16 protein-coding genes are annotated in these 18340 nt (G+C 40.4%); 9 read left to right on the forward strand and 7 right to left on the reverse strand.

All coding sequences use genetic code 11. The annotated features are described in order from the left end of the window. Positions 1-19 precede the first annotated feature (19 nt). The 5 genes from L0B70_RS11180 (at position 20) to L0B70_RS11200 (ending at position 6978) form a co-directional block, all read left to right on the forward strand. Positions 20-1828 carry a TonB-dependent siderophore receptor gene (locus L0B70_RS11180; RefSeq protein ID WP_235141857.1) on the forward strand — a complete coding sequence of 603 codons (1809 nt, stop codon included), beginning with the start codon at positions 20-22 and terminating at the stop codon, positions 1826-1828. Between the two features lie 54 nt (positions 1829-1882). Further along, positions 1883-2599, forward strand: coding sequence for a DUF2490 domain-containing protein (locus L0B70_RS11185; RefSeq protein WP_235141858.1), 717 nt, complete (start codon positions 1883-1885; stop codon positions 2597-2599). Between the two features lie 144 nt (positions 2600-2743). Then, positions 2744-3874 (forward strand): DNA polymerase III subunit beta, encoded by a 1131-nt coding sequence (gene dnaN, locus L0B70_RS11190; protein WP_235141859.1) that lies wholly within the window; start codon positions 2744-2746, stop codon positions 3872-3874. Positions 3875-4033: 159 nt separating this feature from the next. Then, positions 4034-6433 (forward strand): phenylalanine--tRNA ligase subunit beta, encoded by a 2400-nt coding sequence (gene pheT, locus L0B70_RS11195; protein WP_235141860.1) that lies wholly within the window; start codon positions 4034-4036, stop codon positions 6431-6433. Positions 6434-6579: 146 nt separating this feature from the next. Continuing rightward, a complete protein-coding gene (locus L0B70_RS11200; protein WP_235141861.1) occupies positions 6580-6978 on the forward strand; it encodes an META domain-containing protein in 399 nt (132 codons plus the stop codon). A 61-nt stretch (positions 6979-7039) separates the two neighbouring features. On the opposite strand, the gene L0B70_RS11205 is transcribed toward L0B70_RS11200, so the two are convergent. Genes L0B70_RS11205 through L0B70_RS11235 form a run of 7 tightly spaced genes read right to left on the reverse strand, consistent with a single transcriptional unit; the run spans position 7040 to position 12889 of the window. Then, complete coding sequence (locus L0B70_RS11205) at positions 7040-7282, reverse strand: hypothetical protein (RefSeq protein WP_039347940.1); 243 nt, start codon at positions 7280-7282, stop codon at positions 7040-7042. Positions 7283-7316: 34 nt separating this feature from the next. Continuing rightward, entirely contained in the window at positions 7317-8639 is a 1323-nt protein-coding gene (locus L0B70_RS11210; protein WP_235141862.1) for a hypothetical protein, read from the reverse strand. Continuing rightward, entirely contained in the window at positions 8640-9218 is a 579-nt protein-coding gene (locus L0B70_RS11215) for a hypothetical protein (protein ID WP_235141863.1), read from the reverse strand. A 5-nt stretch (positions 9219-9223) separates the two neighbouring features. Next, on the reverse strand, positions 9224-10117 hold the full coding sequence (locus tag L0B70_RS11220; protein WP_235141864.1) for a 3-hydroxybutyryl-CoA dehydrogenase: 894 nt from the start codon (positions 10115-10117) through the stop codon (positions 9224-9226). Between the two features lie 44 nt (positions 10118-10161). Continuing rightward, positions 10162-10986 carry a M23 family metallopeptidase gene (locus L0B70_RS11225; protein ID WP_311195385.1) on the reverse strand — a complete coding sequence of 275 codons (825 nt, stop codon included), beginning with the start codon at positions 10984-10986 and terminating at the stop codon, positions 10162-10164. A 4-nt stretch (positions 10987-10990) separates the two neighbouring features. Then, on the reverse strand, positions 10991-11869 hold the full coding sequence (bla, locus tag L0B70_RS11230) for a class A beta-lactamase, subclass A2 (RefSeq protein ID WP_235141865.1): 879 nt from the start codon (positions 11867-11869) through the stop codon (positions 10991-10993). 57 nt (positions 11870-11926) lie between these two features. After that, positions 11927-12889, reverse strand: a complete 963-nt coding sequence (locus L0B70_RS11235) for a Gfo/Idh/MocA family protein (protein ID WP_235141866.1) — start codon at positions 12887-12889, stop codon at positions 11927-11929. A gap of 187 nt (positions 12890-13076) precedes the next feature. On the opposite strand from L0B70_RS11235, the gene L0B70_RS11240 reads away from it, so the two are divergent. The 4 genes from L0B70_RS11240 (at position 13077) to ccsA (ending at position 18297) form a co-directional block, all read left to right on the forward strand. After that, positions 13077-13727: a protein-L-isoaspartate(D-aspartate) O-methyltransferase gene (locus tag L0B70_RS11240; protein ID WP_235141867.1), complete on the forward strand. Its 651-nt coding sequence runs from the start codon at positions 13077-13079 to the stop codon at positions 13725-13727. Between the two features lie 6 nt (positions 13728-13733). Then, positions 13734-14180: a PH domain-containing protein gene (locus tag L0B70_RS11245; protein WP_235141868.1), complete on the forward strand. Its 447-nt coding sequence runs from the start codon at positions 13734-13736 to the stop codon at positions 14178-14180. A 100-nt stretch (positions 14181-14280) separates the two neighbouring features. Then, on the forward strand, positions 14281-14712 hold the full coding sequence (locus L0B70_RS11250; protein ID WP_235141869.1) for an endonuclease domain-containing protein: 432 nt from the start codon (positions 14281-14283) through the stop codon (positions 14710-14712). 234 nt (positions 14713-14946) lie between these two features. Next, complete coding sequence (gene ccsA / locus L0B70_RS11255) at positions 14947-18297, forward strand: cytochrome c biogenesis protein CcsA (RefSeq protein ID WP_235141870.1); 3351 nt, start codon at positions 14947-14949, stop codon at positions 18295-18297. Positions 18298-18340: the final 43 nt, after the last annotated feature.

Consider the following 18340-nt stretch of genomic DNA (forward strand, 5'->3'; position numbering starts at 1 on the left):
ATCTTTAAAAATTAGCTACATGAAAAAAGGAATCGTCAGTATTTTGCTTTTGAGCGTCGCGCTCAGTTTTTCCGCACAGGAAAAGGAAGGCAGTATTTCGGAAGTTACCGTGCAGGGAAAATTTTTAGAATTACCCTTAAAAAAAGTCAACGAAAACATCACCGTTATTTCAAAAGAAGAAATTCAAAATTCTCCATCCAAAAGTGTGGAGGAACTTTTGGCGCAGATTACGGGTTTTGATATTCGGAGACGCGGCGGAAATGGCGTTCAGGCGGATGTTTCTTTGCGTGGAAGCAGTTTCGAGCAGGTTTTAATTTTGGTTAACGGCGTGAGAATGAACGATTCCCAAACCGGTCATAATTCCATGAGTTTACCCTTTGATCTGGCATCGGTGGAGAAAATAGAAGTCGTGAAAGGTCCGGCTGCAAGACGGTTTGGCCAAAATGCGTACGCCGGTGTGGTGAATATCATCACGAAACCCAGTTCTGACGAAAACGTAATGATCAGCGGAAGCGGCGGTGATTTTGAAACATATTCCTTAGGTTTGGGCGCAAATTTCGGCACGGAAAAATTTTCTAACTTTTTGCAGGCCAGCACCTCCAATTCTTCCGGCTACAGGTACAATACGGATTACAAAATCAATAATATTTTCTATCAAAATCAATACGACCTGAACAACGGAAATCTGAAATTTCAGGCCGGAATTCAGGAGAAAAAGTTTGGTGCCAACGGCTTTTATTCCTCGCCAAACGCGACGGAACAGTACGAAGAAACGCAGGCGTCGATTGTAAGTTTAGGCTTCAGCAAAAAGTATTCGAAATTTAATTTGAATTCCACTGTCTACTGGCGCCGCGGCCAGGATCTTTATCTTTTTAACCGCGCAAAGCCCGAGATCTACCGCAATATGCACCTCGGAAATAATATTGGCGGCGAGGTGAACGGCTCTTACGTTTCTCCTTTGGGGACGACAGGCGTTGGAGTTGAATTGCGGAAAGAGTTTTTGGCGAGTAATAATTTAGGTTCGCGCGAACGCTTTGTTACACAGGTTTTCTTCGAACATCATTTCTCCTTTTTTCACTCTAAACTGAATGTTTCTCCGGGGATTTCCTGGGCCAACTACGATCAGGAAGGAGATTTTTTCTATCCGGGTTTGGATGTTGGTTTTGATTTTAATGATAACCATAAAATTTACGGAAACATCGCCAAAGTCAGCCGTATTCCCACTTTTACCGATTTATATTACGTGAGTAAAACGGAAACAGGAAATCCGAATTTACAACCCGAAAATGCGCTTTCTGCGGAAGTCGGTTACCGTTTTCAGCACGAGAATTTGCTCGCGAAAATCAGCGGTTTTCTTCGGAATTCGGAGAATTCTATCGATTGGGTAAAAGAAAACGCGAACGAAATTTGGCGCGCAGAAAATATTGGAAACATCGAAACCAAAGGAGTGGAAGTGGAATTTAAACAAAATTTAAATACTTTTGTAAAATCCTATTCTGTGGGTTATACTTTTCTGGACAGTAAAGCGAAACAGCCTACCAACTTGATTTCACGCTATGTGATGGAAAATTTAAAACATCAGTTCGTCGCGAAATTAGAAAACACATTTTTTGAAAAATTCACAAATCAGCTGATTTACAGATATAATAAAAGAGTGACGACAGGAAGTTACCAGATTTTAGACGAAAAATTAAGTTACGGTTTCCGAAAGCTGAACCTGTATGTTTTGGTGAACAATTTCACGAATTCAGAATATACGGAAACCTTCGGTGTACCCATGCCAAAACGTTGGTTTCATGTCGGATTCACGTATAAGATCGAACTGTAAACCCGAAAATTAATGCTGATTTAATATTCGGTTCATTTTTGCTATTTTCGCAGCATGCAAAAAAGAATTATACAGCTTTTTCTATTTTTCTTTGTTTTGAAGGTTTCTGCGCAGAGCGAAAACCCTTCCAGTTTCAGCAGTTTGTCTGTAACCTATAAAGTTCATCCGAAATTTTTCCTTTTTGCGGAAGGTCAGCTTCGCGGAATTGAAGATTATTCTTATCCGGACTATTACGAAATGAAGGGCGGAATCGGCTACAATTTAACGAAGAATCATAAACCTTTTGTGGGAATTGGACGATACGGGAATTATAAAAACCATGTTCTCGACAAGGAAGAGTTCCGCATCTGGCTCCAGGATGTATTGGATGTAAAAGTTGGGAAGTTTAAATTTGAAAACCGCGTCCGTGCAGAGAAAAGCTGGTTTTACGAGCCGCTGAAAGATCTGCATTCCGACCGGATTCGGTTAAGATATCGCCTGAATATTTCTGTTCCCTTAAACGCAGAATCTGTGAAACCCGGAACGCTTTTCGCTAATGCGTACGATGAAGTTTTCTTTATTACCACGGACAATCCGTTGTTTGCACGAAACCGTGTTTATGGTGGATTTGGCTATCAGATCGACCACAATTTCGGCATTGCCTCGGGTTATCTTTGGCAGCGCGAATTTGCCCAGTCCGGCAACAAAAATCTGCATTTTCTTTATCTTGCCCTGAACATTACCATCGATTCTTCCGAGCATAAAAATTATAATTTTCCCGGCGCCGATTAGTGTTGATAACTTTTCAAAAATGTCGCCTTTAATTTGAGGGTTTGTTTCCTTTTTTTGCTTCAAATTGTTATATTTGTCAAAATATTTTTTTAAAAGAAACAATTGTGTTTCTGCGATACTTTAAAAAGAAATAAAAAATACCGAATGAAATTTATTGTTGCAAGTGGGGAATTACAGAAAGCATTGAACACAGTGAGTGGTGTGATTTCCGGTTCTCAATCGAGACCCATTCTCGAAAATTACCTTTTTGAACTTGAAGAAAACAATCTAAAAATAACCGCTTCCGATGGCGAGACTACTTTGGTGACCACTTTGGAAGTGAAATCTGACGATAGTGGTAAATTTGCGGTTCCTGCAAAAATATTTCAGGATTTTGTAAAAACATACAACGAACAGCCTCTTACTTTATCCGTAAAAGAGTCATCCGACGGAAACGGAAGTCTGCTCGAGATTTTAGACGAGAAAGATAATTTCGCCGTAGCCTTAGACAATGCAGAAGATTATCCGGAACTTCCGGAATTCGATGCTTCGCAAAGTGTGAAAATTTCTGCCGGGGTTTTGTCTGAAGCTTTAAACAATACACTTTTCGCAACCAGTAACGATTCTTTAAGACCTGTAATGACGGGTGTTTTGTTTCAGTTCAAGGAAGATGAGACCAATTTCGTGTCGACAGATTCGCACCGTTTGGTGGTTTACAAAAGAACCGATCTGGTGAATGCCGAACCTATCGAATTCATCATGCCGAAAAAACCTTTGGCAATTTTCAAAAATATTCTGGCCAATTCCGGCGAGGAAGTGATGATCGAATTCAACGAAAATATGGCGAAGTTTACGTTTGGAAACAATACCTGGATCTGTAGATTGATCGACGGAAAATATCCGAACTACACGGCCGTAATTCCAAAGGAAAATCCGAATGTTTTAACCATCAACAGAAATTTACTGTTGAGTTCAATTCGCAGAGCTTCCATCATGTCGAACAAATCCACAAATCAGGTGAGATTTAAGCTTTCCGGCAATATTCTTCATCTTCACGCCGAAGACACGGAATATGCGAACAAAGCCGATATGCAGATTCCCTGCGACTACAATGGCGAAGACATCAACATCGGTTTCAGTTCGAAATTTTTGACCGAAATGTTATCTGTTTTAAGTTCAGACGACATCACGATGAAAATGTCGCAGCCAAACCGCCCCGGAATTATCGAACCTGTGGACGGACTGGAAGACGAAGAGAAAATCCTCATGCTGTCCATGCCGGTTATCGGAATGTAATTCATTCAGAAAAAAATACTTTATAATACCAATTGAGATTCGAAATTTTTTGAATCTCAATTTTTTTTTAACCTTCGAAATCACGATATTTGCGCCGTTCGGAATTTACAGCAATTGTGACGAAAACCGACCGCTAACATTTGAAATTCACCTTAAGCAATGAAAATCTCCAATAACTGGCTGAAAGAATATATTAAAACAGATTTAAAATCCGACAAAATCGGGGAATACCTGACGGATATTGGTCTCGAAGTCGAAGGTATCGACCGCTTCGAATCGGTAAAAGGAAGTCTGGACGGAATCGTGGTCGGTAAAGTTTTGACGTGCGAGCAACATCCAAACGCGGATAAATTAAAGCTGACGACCGTTGATGTGGGGAACGGCAAAATATTAAATATCGTCTGCGGCGCACCCAACGTGGCCGCCGGACAAACCGTTCCAGTAGCAGTTGTAGGTACGGTTATTCACAAAGGCGCGGATTCTTTTCCCATTAAAGAAGCCAAAATCCGGGGTGAAATTTCGCAGGGAATGATCTGCGCGGAAGACGAAATGGGTTTGAGCGAAGATCACGGTGGAATCATGATCTTAGAAGATCCCAAATTTGAGATCGGGAAAAACTTCGCAGATTATTTTGAACTTTCAAATGACGAAGTGTACGAAATCGGTTTAACGCCAAACAGAACCGATGCGATGTCACATTACGGTGTTGCGCGGGATTTGAACGCGTTTTTGGTGTCCAATCAATTAAAATCGGACTTCGAAAAAGTGGCTTCAAAAACATTAAATACAGAAGGAAAAACCGATTTCCAGGTAGAGGTTGAAGACGCCGAATTATGTCCGCGATATATCGGCGCCATCATCGAAAATGTAAAAGTTGCGGATTCACCGGCTTGGCTGAAAGACCGTTTGAAAGCCATTGGTTTAAGTCCCATCAACAACATCGTCGATATCACGAACTACATTTTGCACGGGTTCGGTCAGCCGCTGCATGCTTTTGACGCTGATAAAATCGCAGGAAAAATAGTTAAAGTTGGCGTCAACGAAAACGGAACAAAGTTTACGACTTTAGACGGCGTTGAACGGACCTTAAACGGGTCGGAAATTATGATCAAAGACGGCGAAGATCAGCCGATGTGTATCGCCGGCGTTTTCGGCGGGCAGACTTCCGGCGTATCGGAAACGACAAAAACCATCTTTTTGGAAAGCGCCTATTTTAATCCGATCGCCATCCGAAAAGCCGCGAAATTTCACGGTTTAAATACCGACGCTTCTTTCCGTTTCGAACGCGGCGTAGATCCGAACATGACCCGAACTGCGCTTACACACGCTATAACTTTAATTGAAGAAATTGCGGGTGGAAAGCTGGCCGGAGAACTTTTGGAACATTATCCTGCAAAAATTGAAGACCATTACGTGATTTTAAGATTTTCTAAAATTGAACAGATTCTAGGAATAAAAATTCACCGCGAAAAAATTAAAGAGATTTTAAAGTCTTTGGAAATCGTTGTTCTGAACGAAATTCAAAACGGTTTGGAACTTTCTGTTCCCGCGTACAGAGCCGATGTAACACGGGAAATCGATGTGATCGAAGAAATTCTGCGCATCTACGGGTATAATAAAATCGATTCGCCGCAGAAAATTTCTTTCAGCCCCATCAAATTAAGTTTTGATGATCAGGACGCGCTGGAAAATTCCTGGGCGCGAACTTTACAGAGCAACGGTTACAACGAAGTAATGAACAATTCCCTCACTTCTGTAAAAGATGAAACCAATGCAGTGAAACTTTTAAACCCGTTAAGCAATGATCTGTCTTTTATGAGAAAGTCTTTACTGGAAGGACTTTTGGAGAATGCAGATTACAATATAAAAAGAAAAAATCAGGATATTAAATTTTTCGAACTTGGAAAGATTTATCATAAAAAAGAGAAGTACGAAGAAAGAAAACAGTTGGCTTTACTGGTTTCCGGGCGGAATGTTTCCGAAAACTGGCTGCAGCCGAAATCTGCAACCGATTTTTACCGATTAAAAGCGTCCATAAAAATTCTTCTGGACAAACTGAATTTGGATATTGAGGAAAAATATCTGGAAGATGCGCGCTTTTCGGAGGCTCTGGAATTTGTTTCGGGGGGAAAAACGATTGCCAGACTTGGTAAAGTTTCGCCGGAATTATTAAAAGACGCCGATATCGAGCAGGAATGTTTCTACGCGGAACTGGAGCTGGAAACCTGCCAGGAACTTCGTTCTAAAGAGAATCTGAAGTTTGTGGACATTCCAAAATTCAACAAAATAAGACGGGATCTGGCGCTGTTGATCGACAAAAATATTACATATGCCGATCTTTATAAAACCGCGAAGAACAATCCGTCTAAATATTTAAAAAACATCAACCTTTTCGATGTGTACGAAGGCAAAAATCTGCCGGAGGGAAAAAAATCCTACGCGATGAGTTTTGAGCTGTTGAACGAAGAAAAAACCCTCGAGGAAAAAGATATTTCGGAGCTGATGAATTCTTTGATCAAAAGCTTTAAAAAAGAATATGCGGCGGAATTGAGATCTTAGGTTTCGCGCAAACTCGCAAAGGTTTTCGCAGAAAGCGCAAAGATTTGCATCTGTAAAAAAAGCACTTCGATAGGAAGTGTTTTTTCGTAAAAGACCATCATTTTGATGTTAATTAAATTTCTTAAATTTGAGAAAATAAAAAGAAAATGAAAAATATATTTTTGTCCCTTTTTGCAGCGTTAACCGTACTTTCCTGCGCCACGATGAACACGTCGAAAGTTGGAAGTTCGCAGGTAAATATTGCCGGTACGCAGTGGACTTTGGCGGATAACGTGCGTGGCAAAACGCCTACTTTAAATGTGGAAGCGGGAAAAGTGACGGGAAATGCGGGTTGTAACAATTATTTTGGAGAACTTTCTTTGGACCCAACAGCCGGAAATTTCGCGGCGAAGAATGTGGGTGCCACCAAAATGGCGTGCGATAATCTGGATGTTGAAAGTACCTTCCTGAAAATGCTGAACGAAGCCAATAAGTATGTGGTAAAAGGCAACACGCTGGAACTTTACCGAGGCAATCTTTTGCTGATGAAACTCAATAAAATGTAAATTGATCTTAAAAACAGGCATAAAAAAAGGAACTCAATTTTGAGTTCCTTTTGATTTTTATTTAAGCTTCTTCGTCTTCTTCGTCATATTTCGCAAGTTCTTCGTCGCACCATTTAAAGGCAGCTTCTACAACTTTGGTGGCTTCATCGGCCATCGTTTCTTCGTCGTCACCTTCCAAATCATCGAACCATTCAACTTCTTCTTCCTCTACATTAAGGACAAATCGCGGATATTCCGTGTGTACCACAAATAGATCTTCAGGGAAATCTGAATTGTCGGCTAATAAAAACTTTGGTAATTTCATAATAATTAATTTAACTCTTCAAAAATAGTAAAAATTATTGAAATTGGTTCTCGTCGATCTTTATTTTTTGTAAAACTTTATATTGCGTCAGCGTCGTTTTTTTCAGGGTATCTTTTGCCTTAAAAGTAATGCCAACGTTGGGATTTACGGTACTGATGAGTTCTGCGATCTGTGTTTTGTCCAGCTCTGTTTCGTTTTCCAGATAAAATTTCAGAGGCACATTTTGAAGATTTTCCTCTTTTAAAAATTGCGAGATTTCCCGTCGGTTTTCCAGATAATTTCCTTTCGAAAGCCAGGTGAAAACCAGGCCCGTCGTCAAACTTAAAATAGTAATAACGTAGGTTAATTTCCCAAAGATTTGATACATTTTTTTGAAATAGACGAGCCAGATGGATAAAGAAAAAGGTGCCATCAAGCGATAATCTAGCGGATTTACAGAGTAGAAATACTGGATGAAGTAGGAGCAGACAAAGCCAACCATTCCTACAAAGACTAAGAAAAATTCGGTTTCCGAAAGTTTATTTTTAATGAATATAAAAATCATCAAAATAATATTGAGCAGGCCAATTCCGTAGATCGCATAATTGAGGAGGCCGCCCGCCGGATTCGCGATATGAATGAACGGATTAAAAGTTGTGGTTACGCCCTGAAAGAATTCCACCAAAAGCTGAGACGTGGGATGCAGACCGATCTCCAGAAAAGTATCGATATACTGATCGTTAAAATAATTGATGAACAAAAGTTGGTACAAAACCATGAACGCCATTCCTGTTAAACCCGCGTAAATAAAGGTTTTTCCATAATGTTTTCGATACCTTAAAGCACCGTTAAGAAAAACGCCGCCCATGAGAAAAAGCGCGGGATAACGAATGTTGTACAGCAGGATCAGCATCAAACTTAAATAAAGATAAGCTTTGAAGCCTCTAAGTTCATCGATGATTATCTGCCTCGCAACATACAGAAAGACGAAGACAAAAGGTAAAATCAACGCCTCGCTCATCGTGTAGGAAAAGATGGAGAGGAAACTGAACAGGCCGCCCACCATAATGATTTCTTTCAGATAGAATTTTTTCTTCCACGCAAAACAGACGAGAAAAAGATAGGCTAAAAGTCCAACTATTTTGCTCGCCCAAAATTCGTCAAAACCGAAAAGCGTAAAAAACTTAAGGCTCAACGGATAACCTAAAGGCGTCACCGTATTGTCGATTATGGGAAACACCTTCGAACTCCGCATAAACCTTATGGAATCGGGATTGGTACGGCCTTTTTCATTGAGAAGAAAACGCGCGACCGTTAAAATAAACGTTGCGGCAACAAGAAAAATCTGAATTCTTCTTTCGAATACTCGTCTGCGCATTTAGTCGGTGCTGTTTTGTAAGCGGTTCTTTTCCGCGCGGTAATATTCTACATCTTTCTCCCGATAGTTTTCGTAAACATTTCCAATGGACGTAAAATAGATCTTCGGAAAATCCATTTTCTTTTTGACCGTCGGGATTTTTACGAGTTCTTCGTTTTGGACATCATAATAATTCCAGTCCGCGATATATTGCCGCGTTAACAGATTGACGCTCGATTTCCCACTTCCATCGTTGTTGGCCGGCCCAAATTCGTACCGATCCATGCCGATAAGCCGAATTTTCTTCGTTTCCCTTTCGTACCGAAACTGGTAAGAATGTCCGGCCCGCATATAATTCACACCAATCTCAAAACCGTTTTTAGTGGCTCGCAAAGAAATATCTGCTTCTTCCTCGAAAGGTTCAGAAAATACTTTTTTAAATTTCTGAGAAGAAAGTTCGCAGACAAACTCGTTGCTTTCCACATCCAGATAAACGTGGTCCGCGACTTTATCGCCATCCAGATCTTTGAAAAGTTTGATTTCCTGCGCCTCGAAAAACGCCGAAAAATTCATCAGAAACAGAAGCGTAAGTAAGCGCATTGCATTTATTTTAAAAACATTTTCGAAACTTTTTCGGCTTTTTGGCTTTCTGCATAATCGTAAAACCCTTCGCCCGACTTCACGCCCAGTTTTCCGGCCATTACCATGTTCACCAACAAAGGATTTGGCGCATATTTCGGATTTTTAAAGCCGTCGTACATCACATTTAAAATGGCAAGACAAACGTCCAGACCAATAAAATCTGCGAGCTGCAAAGGACCCATCGGGTGCGCCATACCGAGTTTCATTACCGTATCGATTTCTTCCACACCCGCAACGCCGTTGTATAAGGTTTCGATGGCTTCATTGATCATGGGCATCAAAATTCGGTTTGCTACAAAACCCGGATAATCGTTCACTTCGGTCGGAACTTTTCCTAAAGTTTTGCTCATCTCGTAAATTTCGTCGAACGTTTCTTTTGAAGTGGAGTAGCCTTTGATGATTTCCACGAGCTTCATAATCGGCACGGGGTTCATAAAATGCATGCCAATCACTTTTTCCGGCCGGTTGGTTACCGAGGCGATTTTGGTGATAGAAATGGACGAAGTGTTTGTTGCCAAAATACAGTCTTTCGGTGCAAGTTCGTCCATCTGCTTAAAGATCTTCAGCTTCAGGTCCAGATTTTCTGTGGCAGCTTCGACGATCAGATCAGCATTAGAGGCGCAATCCTCTAATTTTGTAAAGGTGGAAATCTGGTTTAAGGTATTGGATTTTTCTTCTTCCGTTAAATTGCCCTTCGAGATAATGCGGTCCAGATTTTTAGTAATCGTTGCCAAACCTTTGTCCAATGCCTCCTGCGAAACATCAACCAAACCGACATTAAATCCTTTTTGTGCAAAAGTATGGGCAATACCGTTTCCCATGGTTCCGGCGCCGATCACTACAATGTTCGTGTTCATAAATTTTGTTTTTTTTTAATGATTTCGACGAGGCTTTCCTCCTCTCAATGGTAATAATTTTTTGTATAATTTTTTCCTTCTTCCAGAAGGGTAGCTTCACTTTTGGACGTTTTAAACTGTGTTTTAATAAAAGTCCGCGACCCGTCGATCCTGTTGATGAAAACTGCAAAATGCAGATGCGGACCGCTGGAAAAACCTGTGTTTCCGCTGTATCCAATCATCTGCCCCTTTTCTACAACATCACCTTTTTTCACTACAGTTCCTCCATATTTAAGATGGGCGTAAACGCCAAAAGTCCCGTCGCTGTGCATAATAAGGATATTATTGTTGTACTTTGCGCAGGAAATATTGGGGCAGCTTTGCGTGTTCGTATTCACCACATCGACTACGGTTCCTTCGCGCGCCGCCAAAACGTTTTCGCCCAGTTTTAAATCCAGATCGAGTGAAAATTCATTTTGATGAGAAAACTTTCCGTTATAGCCCTGGAAAACAAGATGCGTTTTTCCTGTTTCAAAAGGTAAGGAATAAATATAATCTGCATCGTAACTTTCCTGCAGAACATTTCCGAAATTAAACGTGTTCGAATATTCCACTTTGTTCGCCGCGTTTGCCTGGATGGGTTTTAAGGTGGCAATTAAAAATTTTTTCGCATGCGGTGGAATCACGATGATGGAATTATTTTCCAGACTGTTGCTTAAATTTGTGGTTTTGAAGGTGAATTTTGAAGAGATGGGCATCGGTTCGTCGTTATCCGAATAAATGTAAAAAACCCGGTTCACACTTTCGCTGTAAAAACGGATGTCCCATTTTTTCTGAGCGAAAATGAAAAAATGCACACTAAAAAAGAGCAGCGAAAGAAACTTTCTCATGAAGTTATTTTTTGCTAAAATAATCAAAAACTATTTTAGAAATGTCGGCAATCATTTTCGTGTTGGTTTCTTCCTTTTCCAGCGAATCTGAGACAAAAACGCTGATTGCGTAATGTTTTCCGTTGGGAAGCGTGATGATTCCGATATCGTTTTCAGCGACGGTCAGACCTTTGTCATCTTTGCCGGAAGAACCCGTTTTGTGTGCTACCACGGTCCCTTGCGGAAGTTGTGCAACAATTTTAGTAGTTCCCGTAGTCGTTTCTATCATAATTTTCATTAAGAAGTCGGTCGATTTTTTAGACAAAATTTTTCCGTCGAAGAATTTTTTCAGCAGCTGATTTGCAGCATTTGTCGTAGTCCAATTCCAGTACATGAACTCATAACCCTGATGCATTTTTGCTTCGTTTGCTTTAATTTGGAAATCCTTAATTCCGGTGGCATTAGTGAACTTTTGAACGGTTTCCGTGCCGCCAATTAATCGCAGCAACATGTCGCAGCCGTTATTATCACTTTGTGCAACGGTGTATTTGAGGAGTTCACTTAAGGACATTTCGATATTTCCTTCGGGATATTTTTCCCGAATCGGACTCCACGTATTTTCTAAAAGATCTGATTTTTTTACTAAAATTTTCTGGTGAAATTTCAATTTACCCGCATCCACTTCATTCAAAACTGCCAAAGCGATATGAAATTTAAACACGCTTAGCATCGGAAGTTTTTTGTTTCCGTTAATTTCGGTGGAATTGCCGGATTCAAAATCCAAAATCGAAACTGCGACGGTGGCGTTTTTTCCGGCGATAATTTGATTGATTTCCTTTTTTAAATTTTGGGAAAAGGCAAGCGAAAAAGCCACTAGCGTGCCGATTAAAAATATCTTTTTCATGTTTTCTTATCTGGGTTTTACAAAAGGATTGCGTCGTCGTCCTTCCTCACAATGACGTTATGAAATCATTTTCACAATTTCGAGCGCCACTTTCAGAGCCTCTGTCCCGTCTTCCAAAGAAACTTCTACGTTTTTATTTTCCGTAATAGCCTCCGCAAAACTTTCGAGTTCGTCTAAGATCGCATTGTTCGGCTGAATGTTCGGATATTCGAAAATAATCTGATTTTTCTCGCCTTCTGCATTTTCAATGATCATATCAAAATCGCTCGGATTTTCGGGAGCCGGTTTCATGCGGATGACCTCTGCCTTTTTCTCTAAAAAATCTACAGAAATATAAGCATCTTTCTGGAAAAAGCGGGATTTTCGCATGGCTTTCATGGAAATTCGCGAAGTTGTTAAATTCGCCACGCATCCATTTTCAAATTCAATTCTCGCGTTACAAATGTCCGGGGATTTTGAAACGACAGAAACGCCGCTCGCATGAATAGCTTTTACTTTTGATTTCACCAACGAAAGCAAAATATCCAAATCGTGAATCATCAGATCGAGAACGACAGAAACATCGGTGCCGCGCGGATTAAATTCTGCCAAACGGTGAATTTCGATGAACATTGGATTTTTAATGTAATCGCGCGAGCCAATAAAAGCGGGATTATATCTTTCAACATGCCCGACCTGCGCTTTAATGCCGAATTCGCGGCATTTATACAAAATTTCTTCGGCCTGTTCCAACGTTTGCGTAATGGGTTTTTCGATGAAAAAATGAATCTTCTTTTCGATGGCTTTTATCGCATAATCGTAATGATACAAAGTGGGTGTTACAATATCGAGCATTTGGATCTCCTTCAAAAGATCATCAAAATTTTCAAAATATTTATAGCCGAATTCAGCTTCGAGTTTTCTGCCATTTTCCGCGTCTGCATCGTGAAAACCCACCAATTCATATTTTTCCGAATGTTGCAGCAACTTCAAATGTATTTTTCCTAGATGACCTGCGCCAACCAAACCCGCTTTTAGCATAGAAATTAATTTTTGTAAAGATAATAATTTTAAGATATGAGATGACGCGAGACTGAAGTTAGCGCGTAAATTTTGGAGGAAAGATCAGTATTAATCCATTATAGGAGAGATTAAAAACTACTTTAAAAAAAACGAATTCTCTATTTTCTTATTCTGAAATCTCCAATCTATTTCCTATTTTTGTGAAATGCAGGATTCATTTGTACACAAAGGAAAAAGGAAAATATTGGTTGATTATCTTCGGGAGAAAATGGGAATTTCTGATGAGAAGGTGCTCAACGCCATTAATGTAGTTCCGCGGCACCTCTTTCTGGAAAGTATTTTTGAGGATTTCGCCTACGAAGACCGCGCGTTTCCCATTTTAGCACAGCAAACGATCTCTCATCCCTCCACCGTTGCCGAGCAGACGGAACTTCTGGAGCTTCAAGAAAAAGAAAAAGTTCTCGAAATTGGGACGGGTTGCGGCTATCAGGCCGCTGTTTTGGTGCAGATGAATGTTTTGGTTTATACGGTAGAACGCCAGAAAGATCTTCATGATTTCTCGCAGAAAAAACTGCGCGAACTGCATCTCCGTCCTAAATTTCAGAGTTTTGGCGATGGCTTTTTAGGCCTTCCGACGTTTGCTCCTTTTGATAAAATCCTCGTCACCTGCGGCGCCGAAATTCTTCCAACGGAACTGCTTCATCAGTTGAAAATAGGCGGAAAAATGGTAATTCCGTTAGGTAAAACCGATGAACAGATTCTGTACCGCTTCACCAAAATATCGCCCACCGAATTTGAAAAAGAAGAGTTTGGCGCCTACAAATTTGTGCCCATGCTGAACAATACGAATCATTAAATGAAAATGAAAGAAACAGTTTTCAAAACGAAAAAAATCGATAAAACTTTTCTGAGTCTTTATCTCGGTCTCTTCGTTTTCCTTTTTGGAACTGCTTTTTATACCTATTTTCAGGAGAAAGACGCCCGGGTGTTTTTACCGATGGGCATTATTTGCAGCATCATTTTGTTGTTGACCCTCGCCGGTAATTTCTGGTTGAAGATTATTGTTAGAGACCAACATCTCATCGTTCATCTTTTTTTTGATATTTTCAAAACTGATATCCGGAATATCAAAACGATCCGCAAAGGAGAAACGATGTGGAGCGGTTTTCACAAATACGGTACCACCACGAAAGGCCTCATTGTTTTCAGCAAATTTAAAAATGACCTCTACATCTCGCCGGAGAATGAAGAGTTGTTTTACCGGAAAATTCTGGAAATTAATCCTGACGTTGTTATAGAAAAGGTTTAATCCCGAATTAGTTTGAGCAGCAAAGGAATTCCCCTCCTTTGGAGGGGTGGCAAAAATTTGAAAAATTTTTGACGGGGTGGTCTATATTAATAGAAGTGAGATGAAACAGATACTTACACATATTGGCAATGTCCCGATCTACAGAAATTTTGTAGAAGATTTGCCCTATAACCCGGTTCTAAAACCGCTCCTGGCGCAAAAGCGGAAGGCAGGAATTTTAAGCGAAGTTTTGTTCTGGAAGCAGGTTCGGGCAAAAACATTTCATAACATCGATTTCGACAGGCAGCGGATAATCGGAAATTATATTGTCGATTTCTATGTGAAAGCGCTCGGCCTTGTCGTCGAAATTCAGAAAACAGATAAAGAAAATAAGCAAATTCACGAGGGAATTAATCGTACTTTTCTGGAATCTTTAGGCTTAAAGGTTTTTCACATCTCAGATTTCGATGTCAGGAATAATATCTTTTTGGTCCTCAGAGATTTGGAAGATTTCATTATTACCAACTTCGGAGACCACCCCGTCAAAAATTAAAATTTTTGCCACCCCTCCAGGGGAGGGGAATTCCCGCGAAAAAAAAGTCCCCATCTTTCTTCTTTCTTATGTTTATCTGAGCTTTCCCTTTCCCATGATGCCAACAAAATTCATCTTCTCAAATTCGCTAATTCATTTTATAGATTGTATTTTTGCAATCGTTCAAATCTTCTAAATAAAAAGCTGAAATAAGATCATTTCTTTTTCGGTTAAAAGTAACGTTTTTAGATTCTCATGAAAAAAATTCAGCATGTCCTTATTTCTACGCGAACAATGGCGGTTTTACTACTCGTTTTTGCTTTCGCAATGGCTTACGCCACGTTCCTCGAAAACGATTTCGGAACGCCGACCGCAAAAGCCTTAATTTATGAAGCAAAATGGTTTGAAGCCGTAATGTTGCTGCTCATCTTAAACTTTATCGGAAATATCTCGAGGTACAGATTGTGGCGGCGCGAAAAATGGCCTACACTGGTTTTTCACCTTTCATTTATTTTGATATTTATCGGTGGTGCGGTAACGCGGTATATAAGTTATGAAGGAATAATGCACATTCGCGAAGGCGCAACTTCTAATGAAGTAGTAACGGATAAAAATTTCTTTAAAATTCAAATTGAAGAAAAAGGTGATATTCTTAATTATCAGGATGTTCCGTTTACGATGATTCCAGACGAGGCGCGGGAGAAGAAACTCATCGCGAAACTCACGGCCAAAGACTTTAAAGCGGGTTACGATTATCATGGCAAGCAGATAAATGTAAAACAGGTGCAGTTTATCCAACGCAAAAAAGACAGTTTAGTCGTTGGTAACGGCGGTACAGAATATTTGCACTTGGTTTCAACGGGACAAACGGGGCGCGAAAATATTTACATTAAAGCCGGAGATTCCAAACTGGTGAACGGGACTTTGGTTTCCTTTAACCGAGCCATTGACGGTGCAGTGGAATTTAACAATACCAACGGCACTTTACTCATCAAAACTCCCGTCGATGCCAATTTTATGACGATGGCCACCCAGGCAACCGGCACCACAAAAAAAGACGAATACCAACCTCTGGTTTTAAGGAGTTTATATACGATTAATGATCTCAAACTCGTTGTTCCCGAAGGTTTGAAAAAGGGTAAGCTCATCGCATATGAAGGCGACCGTAAAAAAGATAAAGACGTTTCGGATCAACTTACGGTTGAAGTGCAGGGACCGAAAACCAAAATGCTTGTGGATCTTCCCGTGGAAAAAGGAAATCCCAATGCATTCAAGCAGATTTCTCTGGATGGGATGAATATTATTTTAGGTTTCGGACCGAAAGTTTACAACACTCCATTCTCTTTGAAATTAGATAAGTTCGTCATGGAAACTTATCCTGGAAGTACGTCTCCGAGTGCTTATGAAAGTCATGTAAAAATCATCGACGAAGGAAAAGAAACACCTTATAAAATCTATATGAATCATGTTCTTAATCACGGTGGTTATCGGTTTTTCCAGGCAAGCTTTGATCCGGACCGAAAAGGAACTGTACTTTCTGTAAATCACGATTTCTGGGGAACGATTATTTCCTATTTAGGATATGCATTTTTATTTTTAGGAATGTTTGTGACGTTCTTCTGGAAAGGATCTCACTTCTGGAAACTCAATAAAAATTTGAAATCAGTGAATCATAAAAGAGCGGCAACCGTAATATTATTGTTGTTGAGCATGAGTTTTAACGCGCAATATATTGATACGCACGGCACGGACGGCAGCGACCAAAAACATTCGGCAGCAGATGGTCACGGTCACGAGGATGCAGACGCCGTTTTAATGCAGGAAGAAGCACCGAAAGAGAAACCAAATCCGATGTCCTTAAAGTCTCCGAAAATGATTTCTGCCGATGAGATCATCAACCGAAATAAAATCTCCGAAGAGCACGCCGACAAATTTGGAAGTCTTTTAGTTCAAAATAGAGAAGGTCGAATTGTTCCTATTAACACGCAAGCTTTAGATGTTTTAAGAAAACTGTATAAGAGCGATAAATTTAAAGGAACCAACGGAAAAAGCCTCACTGTCAATCAATGGTTTTTAGCGATTAATACGGATACAGCAAGCTGGACCATGGTTCCGCTCATCAAAATCGTAAATGGTGGCGAAGAATTACTGAAGAAAACCAAAGCCAACGCAGAGGGTTACACTACTTTGATGAATATGTTTCCGGCCGATGAAAATGGGCAGCTACACTACGTTTTAGAAGATGATTTCCGCATTGCATTTGCAAAAAAACCTGCAGCTCAGTCCAAATACGATTTAGCAGTGATCGATCTTAATGATCGTGTGCAGGCTTTTAATGAATTTTTCAGCGGACAGTTTTTAAGAATTGTTCCCGTACAAAACGATCCAAACAGCACCTGGCATTCCTGGCTTGACCAAAATTTCGAGCCAGATGCAAATTCCCAAAAAGTAATGGGACCTTACTTTTCCAGTGTTTTGGATGCACAACAAACCGGCAACTGGTCCAAAGCCGATGCCGAACTCAAAAATCTTTCCGCCTATCAGCAGAAATGGGGTAAAAATGTAATTCCGTCCGAATCGAAGGTGAAACTCGAGGTTTTTATGAATAAAGTCAATCTCAATTTCAAATTGCTGATTTTCTATACCATAATCGGGGCTTTGCTTTTACTTTTAGGGTTTGTAGAATTATTTAAACCAAATAAAATTCTGAACAGAGTTATCAAAGGAATTATTGCCCTCGGAGTTATCGGGTATATCGCACATTTTTTAGGCCTGATTTCCAGATGGTACTTATCCGGCCACGCGCCCTGGAGTAACGGTTACGAAGCAATTATCTTTATTTCCTGGGTAGGTATTTCAGCGGGGTTAATGTTTTATTTCGGCTTCGGAAAACCAAGTTTCAAAAAGAAAGACAAGTCCGTAAAAATCAACAGAAACAATGTTTCAAACGCCCTGATTCCTGCAGCCGGATTTATGGTTGCAGTTATTATGATGGGCTTTGCGCATGGTGGTTCCGCTCTGGATCCGCAAATTACGCCGCTTGTTCCCGTTTTAAAATCGTACTGGTTAATTGTTCACGTTGCCGTTATTGTATCGAGCTACGGCTTTTTCGGTTTGTCCATGGTTATCGCGGTGATCACTTTGGTGTTCTATATTATTTCCCATAAAAAATCATATCATTTTCACCACGATACAACGTTGAAAGAACTGACCATCGTATCCGAAATGTCATTAACAATCGGGCTTTTTGCCTTAACGGTTGGTAATTTCCTCGGCGGAATCTGGGCCAACGAATCCTGGGGAAGATACTGGAGCTGGGATCCGAAAGAAACCTGGGCATTTATTTCCATCATGGTTTATGCCTTCGTTTTACACATGAGATTGGTTCCGGGTTTACGAAGCAGATGGTTTTACCACACGGCCACAATGTTTGCCTACTGTTCAATGGTTATGACGTATTTCGGCGTAAATTATTACCTGAGTGGACTCCATTCCTACGCAGCCGGAGATCCGGTTCCCGTACCGGCGTGGGTTTACATCGGTCTGGGAAGTATGATCCTGCTCGCCACCGTTTCTTTTGTAAGATTCCGCGCGCTGAAAAAATAATACATCATCAAATAATCGATCCCGGAACATTTTTCCGGGATTT

This window comes from Kaistella sp. 97-N-M2 (assembly GCF_021513235.1).
Lineage (GTDB): Bacteria > Bacteroidota > Bacteroidia > Flavobacteriales > Weeksellaceae > Kaistella.